The organism is Micromonospora aridisoli, assembly GCF_056150025.1.
Genome location: NZ_JAXCFK010000170.1, coordinates 1 through 528, shown reverse-complemented (window position 1 = coordinate 528; position 528 = coordinate 1). Strand labels below are relative to the sequence as shown.

Genomic DNA, 528 nt, shown 5'->3' with positions numbered 1-528 from the left:
ATAACGGACTAGATACTCAATTAAGATTCCATTATCAAGCTGATTGGGCAATAGTCTATTTATTAGAAAAATTATTGAAAGAAGAAGAGTTCGTAATTTTTGTTGAGTATCATGAGGATGTTATTTGCTCCAACTCCACTCATCTACACGATGATGTCGAATTTGAGTTTTATCAAATCAAAACTACTGAAGCTAATTTTACAATAGATAATCTCTGCAAGTATGAAGTTGGTGGCAACTCTATAATTGGAAAAATGATTTTAGGCGTTGAAAATAAATTATTTAAAAAAAATGTTAAAAAATTATGTCTTTTAACTATTAGTGATATTAATTTCAAAACGAAAATTAAAATTTTAGGGGATCAATGCCATTTTACTAATTTAGAAGAAAATGAAATTAAAGATATTTTAGAGAGGTTAACAAATGAACTAAAGATTGTTGATCCCATATATCAAAATATTTTATGCTTTCAGAAGTCTGAGTTACCTTTTCCTTCGTCACAATTAAGTGCTAAAGGAAAGATTGCTG

1 protein-coding gene is annotated in these 528 nt (G+C 27.8%); it reads left to right on the top strand.

Features of this window, described 5'->3' with window-relative positions; genetic code table 11:
* Window positions 1-528: dsDNA nuclease domain-containing protein (locus SM447_RS29940; RefSeq protein WP_474576216.1), on the top strand; the 528-nt coding region annotated here is incomplete at both ends.